At 57.2% G+C, this 6,000-nt stretch carries 4 protein-coding genes and 1 tRNA gene; 2 read left to right on the forward strand and 3 right to left on the reverse strand.

Going from position 1 to position 6,000, the window contains the following annotated elements:
• Positions 1 to 4: 4 nt before the first annotated feature.
• From G5193_RS21365 to uvrB, 3 genes are all read right to left on the reverse strand, one after another.
• Positions 5 to 652: a DedA family protein gene (locus tag G5193_RS21365; RefSeq protein WP_040069761.1), complete on the reverse strand. Its 648-nt coding sequence runs from the start codon at positions 650 to 652 to the stop codon at positions 5 to 7.
• Positions 653 to 830: 178 nt separating this feature from the next.
• On the reverse strand, positions 831 to 1,088 hold the full coding sequence (locus G5193_RS21370; protein WP_005360976.1) for a YkvA family protein: 258 nt from the start codon (positions 1,086 to 1,088) through the stop codon (positions 831 to 833).
• On the reverse strand, positions 1,085 to 3,097 hold the full coding sequence (gene uvrB / locus G5193_RS21375) for an excinuclease ABC subunit UvrB (RefSeq protein WP_421207303.1): 2,013 nt from the start codon (positions 3,095 to 3,097) through the stop codon (positions 1,085 to 1,087). Before uvrB ends, G5193_RS21370 begins: the two co-directional genes overlap by 4 nt.
• 133 nt (positions 3,098 to 3,230) lie before the next feature.
• Here uvrB and G5193_RS21380 point away from each other — a divergent pair.
• Together G5193_RS21380 and G5193_RS21385 are read left to right on the forward strand one after the other, a co-directional pair.
• Positions 3,231 to 3,306: transfer RNA gene (locus G5193_RS21380), tRNA-Asn, on the forward strand.
• A gap of 773 nt (positions 3,307 to 4,079) precedes the next feature.
• Positions 4,080 to 5,765, forward strand: a complete 1,686-nt coding sequence (locus tag G5193_RS21385) for an aspartate:alanine antiporter (protein WP_005345980.1) — start codon at positions 4,080 to 4,082, stop codon at positions 5,763 to 5,765.
• Positions 5,766 to 6,000 lie beyond the last annotated feature (235 nt).

Raw genomic sequence — 6,000 nt, forward strand, 5'->3', positions numbered from 1 at the left:
CTGGTTACGCCCTGGCAGTGCTCATCTTGGCCTTGACCGCGCCAATTACCATGGGCAACAGGGAAATACCGATGATGCCGAAGATCAGCAGGGTAAAGTTGTGACGCACCACCGGCAGATTGCCAAAGAAGTGGCCGGCATAGACGAAGGAGAGTACCCACAGCAGGCCTCCAACCAGGTTGAACGCCAAAAAGCGCGGATAGGTCATGGCCCCCATCCCTGCCACAAACGGCGCAAACGTACGCACAATAGGCAGGAAGCGGGTGATGATGATGGTCTTGCCACCATGCTTGGCATAGAAAGCGTGGGTCTTCTCCAGATAGTCGCGGCGGAAGATTTTGGAGTCCGGGTTGCGGAACAACTGCTCGCCGAAGAAGTGACCAATGGTGTAGTTGACCACGTTGCCCAGCACGGCAGCGATGATCAGCACGGCCGCCAGGGTATGGACGTCCAGCACGCTGCCCACGGTAAGCGCACCGGCGGCAAACAGCAGGGAGTCACCCGGCAGGAACGGCGTCACTACCAACCCGGTTTCACAGAAGATGATCAGAAACAGGATGGCGTAAACCCAGACGCCATAGTTCTCGAACAGCTCTTTCAAATGCACGTCAACGTGCAGAATAAAGTCGATTGCAAAGAGGATCAGATCCATTTTTTCCATACCCATAAAGTGAACGGCGTGGAGTCTACGCCAATGCCATTCGGGCGACAATCACCGGCCAGCCTCTTTTTCATCCTGCAGAGCCCACCTTCAAATGAAACCGTTTTTCCGCTTCCTTCGAGGGTGGGAGCGCACAGAGTGATGTCGAGCGTGGTGTTGAAAAGGTGAACTAGGAGGCCTGTTCCAGATCGCTGCGCACTGCGGGGGGAAGACAACGCTCCCAGCCCCATAGCAACACCAGCAGCAGGGTCACATCATCGAACCAACCCAGCAAGGGCACCACGTCGGGGATAAGATCCACCGGACTGATGCCATAGAGCAGGATAAGGATCACCAGTCCCCTCGCCCACCATGGGGTACCGGGATGGCGAAAGCCCTGATAGAGACGACGAAGTCGTTGCCAAATCAGCCAGCGTTTACGGCTCATGATTCGATCAACTCGCTGCGCAAATGCTGAATCTGATCCCGCAGTGCCGCCGCCTGTTCGAACTCCAGATCCCGGGCATGCTGGAACATCTGCTCCTCCATCCGCTTGATCTCTTTGGCAATCTCGCTGGCTGAGAGGACATGGTATTCCCCTTGCTGCTCGGCTGCCTTGCGCATCCCCTTGCCTGGTTTGCCTGCCGTGCGGCTGCCGCCCATGTCCATCACATCGCCAATGGATTTGTTGAGCCCTTTGGGGGTGATCCCATGCTTGAGGTTATGGGCATGCTGCACGGCGCGACGCCGCTCGGTCTCCTCAATGGCGACCTTCATCGAGTTGGTGATGGTATCGCCGTAGAGAATGACCTTGCCGTTGAGGTTACGCGCCGCCCGGCCTATGGTCTGGATCAGCGAGCGGGTCGAGCGCAGGAAGCCCTCTTTATCCGCATCCAGAATCGCCACCAGCGACACCTCCGGCATGTCGAGACCTTCCCGCAGCAGGTTGATGCCCACCAGCACATCGAACTTGCCAAGGCGCAGATCGCGGATGATCTCCACCCGCTCGACCGTATCAATATCGGAGTGGAGATAGCGCACCTTGACGTCGTGCTCCGCCAGATACTCGGTCAAGTCTTCCGCCATCCGCTTGGTCAGGGTCGTGACCAGTACCCGCTCCTCCACCGCCACCCGCTTGCGGATCTCGGAGAGCAGATCATCCACCTGAGTAGTCACAGGACGGACCTCGATCTCCGGATCGAGCAGGCCGGTTGGGCGCACCACCTGCTGCACCACATCGCCGCCGGACTTCTCCAGCTCGTAGGGGCCCGGGGTGGCCGAGACAAACACCGTCTGCGGCATCAGCGCTTCAAATTCGTCGAACTTGAGCGGCCGGTTGTCCAGCGCCGAGGGGAGCCGGAAGCCGTACTCCACCAGGGTCTCCTTGCGGGAGCGGTCCCCTTTGAACATGGCGCCGATCTGCGGCACCGTAACGTGGGACTCATCGATGATGAGCAGGCCATCCCCCGGCAGGTAGTCAAACAGGGTGGGCGGCGGCTCCCCCGGCGCACGGCCGGAGAGGTAGCGGCTGTAGTTCTCTATGCCGGAGCAGTAACCCAGCTCCTGCATCATCTCCATGTCGAACTGGGTGCGCTGGCTGATGCGCTGCTCCTCCACCAACTTGTTGAGAGACAACAGTTGCTCGCGGCGACTGCGCAGCTCCTCCTTGATATGCTCTATGGCCCCCAGAATGGTCTCGCGCGGGGTGGCGTAGTGGGTCTTGGGGTAGATGGTGTAGCGCACTACCGTCTGCTCGATAGCGCCGGTCAGGGGATCGAACTGGGAGAGGCGCTCCACCTCTTCATCAAACAGCTCTACCCGCAGCGCCAGCTTGTCAGATTCGGCAGGGTAAATATCGATGACTTCACCGCGCACCCGGAAGGTGCCGCGCTGGAACGCCATGTCGTTACGGGTGTACTGCAGCTCGGCGAGACGGCGCAGGATATCCCGCTGGTTGATCACATCCCCCACTTTGAGATGCAGCATCATGCTCAGATAAGCCTGGGGATCCCCCAGACCATAGATGGCCGACACCGAAGCAACGATCACCACGTCGCGCCGCTCCAGCAGAGCCTTGGTGGCGGACAATCGCATCTGCTCGATGTGATCGTTGATGGAGGCATCCTTCTCTATAAAGGTGTCGGTGGTCGGCACATAGGCTTCGGGCTGGTAATAGTCGTAGTAGGAGACGAAATACTCCACCGCGTTGTCGGGGAAGAACTCCTTCATTTCACCATAGAGCTGGGCGGCCAGGGTCTTGTTGGGAGCCAGGATCATGGTCGGGCGGTTCAAGGTGGCGATGACGTTGGCCATGGTGAAGGTCTTGCCCGAACCAGTCACCCCTAGCAGGGTCTGATGAGCCAGCCCCGACTCGATGCCATCCAGCAGTTGGGCAATCGCCGCGGGCTGATCCCCGGCGGGTTGAAACTGGCTGGCTAACTTGAACAATTTGCTCATGAACACTCCCGACACAAAACAGCAGAGGAGCAGTGTAACCGAGGGTTTGGCAGCGGTACACCCGTGCCATCATCCCGCGAATGGCTTGACCACCCAGGACACCTTCTGTATGATGCTCCTCCTTGCCTGATGTTCCCCCGTAGTTCAGTCGGTAGAACGGCGGACTGTTAATCCGTATGTCACTGGTTCAAGTCCAGTCGGGGGAGCCAAATTCCTCACCATCTCGGTGCAAGTTATCCACTTTAGTGCCCTCTCCAGCCAATTTTAATGCACAAGATCCTTCTTGCTGCTGACGCTCCCTTTTGTTACCCGTCCCGGCTCGACAGAGTTTTCTCCTGTCGCATCTAACTATTTGATTTTTATACAAACATTTTTCTTCCGGTATTTTTTGAACAGCCCTTGCATCCCAGTACTGGCGCGGCTTTCAGGGCGATGAACAAGTTTCATAAACAGGGTTATCCACAGATTCTGTGGGTAAGTGCAGCAAGCCCTGTCAGGACGCGGGATTGCCTGTTATCCCCTGCAACAGGAGACCATTTTACAGGCTAACCTGATTTTATTCTGTTTTGTCCCACCCTCTGTAACTGTTGATTAACAGGCTCTATTGGCACTTTCCGGAGATATCTTTTTGCCAGCCCTTTCCCCATATGGGAATGACGCTAGTATCTCGTCATTTGACTCTTTTACGACCAAGAGAGCCCCAGGTTGAATCTGCTGAAACCGATCTGTGGCGAAGCGCTAGACAGCAGAATCTAAAATCTCACCCATGACAGTGCAAGCCCGGCTGCAACCAGCATGTTTCACTAATTGACAACGGTAAGGAGAGCAAAAATCACCTGCTTTTTTCCGATGCTCCCCTTATCCCGCCGCCTGCTCATTAAATAGCGTCCGATAACTTCCGATTAATCCCCCCTTATGCTTCTTTATTAGTGATAGATACGGCACAATATCGGCCCCACTTTTTTCCTCGGTTTTTCCGGGCATGACTATAGATTTTGTGACACTGCTGCATCAAAGCGACTCCCTGCTGCTCTTCGTGGTATTGGCCTTCGGCCTGCTGCTTGGCAAAGTGCGGATTGGCAACTTCCAGATTGGCAACACCATAGGTGTGCTGTTTACCGCCCTGCTGTTTGGCCAGATGGGCTTCGAGTTTACTGCCACCACAGAAAACGTCGGCTTTATGCTGTTCATCTTCTGTGTGGGGATTGAGGCTGGCCCCCACTTCTTCAGCGTCTTCCTGCGCGATGGCATCCACTACATCACCCTGACTCTGGTGATCTTGCTGACAGCTCTGCTGCTGACAGTGGGGCTGGCCAAGTTCTTCAATCTGGGGCCGGGCATGGCGGCGGGGATCCTGGCGGGTTCCCTCACATCGACCCCGGCGCTGGTGGGTGCACAGGATGCCCTGCGCAGTGGTCTGCTCAACCTGCCCCATCAAACCGATATGCAGGCGGTACTCGACAACATGGGCATCGGCTACGCCCTGACCTATCTGGTGGGTCTGGTGGGTCTGATGCTGGTGGTGCGCTATCTCCCGTCACTGGCACGACTCGATCTCAATACCGAAGCGCAAAAGATCGCCCGTGAGCGGGGTCTCTCCGACAGCGACAGTCGCAAGACCTATCTACCCATCATCCGCGCCTATCGGGTTGGCCCCGAACTGGCAGCCTGGATCGGTGGCCGTACCCTGCGGGAGACCGGCATCTACCCCCATACCGGCTGCTATGTTGAGCGGATCCGCCGCAACGGTATTCTCGCCAGTCCCGATGGGGATGCCGTCATTCAGGAAGGGGACGAGATCGCCCTGGTGGGCTATCCCGAGAGCCACGAGAAACTGGACGTCAACTACCGCAACGGTAAAGAGGTATTTGATCGCAACCTGCTCGACCTGCAGATCGTCACCGAAGAGATAGTGGTGAAAAACGACGCCGTGGTCGGCCGCCATCTGGTGGAGCTCAACCTCACCGAGAAAGGGTGCTTCCTCAACCGGGTGGTACGCTCCCAAATCGAGATGCCGTTCGATCGCAACATCATGTTGCAAAAAGGCGATGTGCTGCAGATCAGCGGCGAGAAACAGCGGGTCAAACTGCTGGCCAACAAGATCGGCTTTATTAGTATCCACAGCCAGACCACAGATCTAGTGGCTTTCACCACCTTCTTCGTGCTCGGCTTGCTGATCGGCTCCGTCTCGCTTGTGTTCGGCCAGATTGAATTTGGCCTCGGCAACGCCGTCGGTCTGCTGTTGGCTGGTATTCTGATGGGGTATCTGCGGGCCAACCACCCCACCGTGGGTTACGTACCGCCCGGAGCCCTGCGACTGGCCAAGGATCTCGGTCTTGCGGTCTTTATGGTGAGCACCGGCCTCAAGGCGGGTGGCGGCATTCTGGATCACCTGAGCGAAGTGGGTGCCGTAGTGCTCTTCTCCGGCATGTTGGTCACTACCCTGCCGGTGCTTGTCGGTTATCTGTTCGGGGTCTGGGTATTGAAAATGAACCCGGCGCTGCTGCTCGGCGCCATCACTGGTGCCCGTACCTGCGCCCCCGCCATGGATGTGGTCAACGAGGCCGCCAACAGCTCCATTCCGGCGCTTGGCTACGCAGGTACCTATGCGGTGGCCAACGTGATGCTGACGCTGGCAGGCTCCTTTATTATCGGCTTCTGGTTCTAACCAGTAACCATCAAATTACCGCTAACAAAGAAGGGAGCCTCAGGCTCCCTTCTTGCTATCTGCCTTTCTCCCAAGATGCGAAGCAGGCTTATTGGTGTGATCTCACCTGACACCAACCATCAGCGCTGAACTCTGCCCCCTATCCTACAATGGTTGACGCTCTGCTCTGCTCTGCTCTGCTCTGCTCTGCTCTGCTCTGCTCTGCTCTGCTCTGCTCTGCTCTGCTCTGCTCTGC

Source organism: Aeromonas sp. 601027, from assembly GCF_049174455.1.
GTDB classification, from domain to species: Bacteria; Pseudomonadota; Gammaproteobacteria; order Enterobacterales; family Aeromonadaceae; genus Aeromonas; species Aeromonas veronii_A.

What these genes read in the sequence shown, in the direction of transcription:
- G5193_RS21365 (WP_040069761.1), bottom strand. Translation starts at nt 652, where the DNA reads ATGGATCTGATCCTCTTTGCAATCGACTTTATTCTGCACGTTGACGTG.
- G5193_RS21370 (WP_005360976.1), bottom strand. Translation starts at nt 1,088, where the DNA reads ATGAGCCGTAAACGCTGGCTGATTTGGCAACGACTTCGTCGTCTCTAT.
- uvrB (WP_421207303.1), bottom strand. Translation starts at nt 3,097, where the DNA reads ATGAGCAAATTGTTCAAGTTAGCCAGCCAGTTTCAACCCGCCGGGGAT.
- G5193_RS21385 (WP_005345980.1), top strand. Translation starts at nt 4,080, where the DNA reads ATGACTATAGATTTTGTGACACTGCTGCATCAAAGCGACTCCCTGCTG.